At 63.0% G+C, this 2,214-nt stretch carries 2 protein-coding genes; both read left to right on the forward strand.

What is annotated here, in order from left to right:
- A partial coding sequence (locus tag AC5JJ6_RS10645; RefSeq protein ID WP_496042012.1) for an AMP-binding protein occupies positions 1 to 1,466 on the forward strand: 1,466 nt, incomplete at its 5' end.
- Between the two features lie 99 nt (positions 1,467 to 1,565).
- The gene (msrA, locus tag AC5JJ6_RS10650) at positions 1,566 to 2,114 is read left to right on the forward strand and encodes a peptide-methionine (S)-S-oxide reductase MsrA (protein WP_496042013.1); all 549 of its coding nucleotides are present in this window, start codon (positions 1,566 to 1,568) and stop codon (positions 2,112 to 2,114) included.
- Positions 2,115 to 2,214 lie beyond the last annotated feature (100 nt).

Here is a 2,214-nt window from a genome sequence, read left to right on the forward strand (position 1 = left end):
TCTGGTCGCAGAACAACGCGGAATGGGTGCTGACCCAGTTCGCCACCGCCAAGGCCGGGCTGATCCTGGTCAACATCAACCCGGCCTATCGCACCCACGAGCTTGAATACGCACTTAACAAAGTCGGCTGCAAGGCGCTGATCCTGGCGTCGTCTTTCAAGAGCAGCGATTACATCGCGATGATCCGCGACGTGGCGCCTGAACTGGACCACGCCGAACCCGGCAGGCTCGACGCGCACAAGGTACCGAGCCTGCGGACCGTCATCCGGATGGGTGCGGATCGGACGCCGGGCATGCTGAACTTCGGCGATATCGCCGCCGCTGCGCGCGAAGAGCATTTCGCCAGACTGGACGAGTTGAAGGACGTCCTCCAGTTCGACGACGCGATCAACATCCAGTTCACCAGCGGCACCACGGGCAACCCCAAGGGCGCCACGCTGACGCACCACAACATCCTGAACAACGGCTTCTTCATCGGGGAGGCGATGCGCCTGACCGAGCACGACCGGCTGTGCATCCCCGTGCCGTTCTACCATTGCTTCGGCATGGTGCTGGGAAACCTCGCCTGCGTCACGCACAGGGCCTGCATGGTCATTCCGGGCGAAGGCTTCGAGCCGGAAGCCGTCCTGACCGCCGTTCAGGAAGAACGCTGCACCGGCCTCCACGGCGTACCGACGATGTTCATCGCCGTCCTGAACCACCCGCGCTTCAAGGAGTTCGACCTTTCCACGCTGCGTACCGGCATCATGGCCGGCTCCCCCTGCCCGATCGAGGTCATGAAGCGGGTGGCCGGCGAGATGAACATGCGGGAGATCACCATCGCCTACGGCATGACCGAGACCAGTCCGGTCAGCTTCCAAAGCTCGGTGGACGACCCGCTGGAGAAGCGGGTGGCGACGGTCGGCCGCATCCAGCCGCACCTGGAGGTCAAGATCGTCGATGTCGAGGGCCGGATCGTGCCGGTCGGCACTCCGGGCGAGTTGCTGACGCGCGGCTATTCGGTGATGCGGGAATACTGGGGCGACGAGGAGCGGACGCGGGAAGCGATCGACGCGTCGCGCTGGATGCACACCGGCGATCTGGCCGTCCTGGACGAGGACGGCTACTGCAACATCGTCGGCCGCATCAAGGACATGGTCATCCGGGGCGGCGAGAACATCTATCCGCGCGAGATCGAGGAGTTCCTGTATACCCATCCCAAGATAGCCGACGTCCAGGTCTTCGGCGTGCCGGACGAGCGCTACGGCGAGCAGCTTTGCGCCTGGATCAACGTCCAGGAGGGCGAGACGCTGACCGAGCAGGAGGTCGTCGAGTTCTGCCGCGACAGGATCGCGCACTACAAGGTGCCCCGCCACATCCGGTTCGTCGAAGCCTTCCCCATGACGGTCACCGGCAAGATCCAGAAGTTCATCATGCGGCAGAAGATGATCGAGGAACTGAAGCTGGAGATTTCCAGGACGGCATGATCGCGCGAATGTTACCGCAGGCCGGGTTTCCGCAGGGATCCCGCGCACCACATTGGGACGCGGAACATGCGAATACCCTTACCCAAGGAATGAACAACGATGGCCGAGAACCAGCAACTGGCAACGGCAACCGTCGGCGGCGGCTGCTTCTGGTGTACCGAAGCGGTCTTCCAGAACCTGCGCGGCGTGAAGAGCGTTAAGTCCGGCTATGCCGGCGGACATGTCGAGAATCCCACATATCAGCAGGTCTGTACCGCAACCACCGGCCATGCCGAGGTGATCCAGATCGCCTACGATCCGGCGGTGATTTCCTACGAAGACCTGCTTGAGGTCTTCTTCACCACCCACGACCCGACCACGCCGAACCGCCAGGGCAACGACGTCGGCCCGCAGTACCGCTCCGTCATCTATTATCACGATGCCGAGCAGGAGCGGATCGCGCGCGACGTCATCAAGTCGGTCGACGACCGCAGGATCTGGAACCGCCCGATCGTGACGGAGGTCTCACCGCTACCGACCTTCTATCCGGCGGAGGCCTATCACGACGACTACTTCGCCCGTAATCCCGGACAGCCGTATTGTCAGGTGATCATCGAGCCGAAGGTGGCGAAGCTGCGGAAGCAGCACATGGACAAGCTGCGGGCGTAAGACCGCGCCGAGGCTGCGGGGGAACGATCCTCCATCGAAACTGTCAGATGGAGGATCGTCCAACCATATTGGGAGCAACCGATGCCGTCCCCCCGCAGCC

The sequence above is a fragment of the Skermanella sp. genome (assembly GCF_059503625.1).

Bases quoted from the DNA above. Each gene is read 5' to 3' on its own strand.
- msrA (WP_496042013.1), top strand. From the start codon at position 1,566: ATGGCCGAGAACCAGCAACTGGCAACGGCAACCGTCGGCGGCGGCTGC.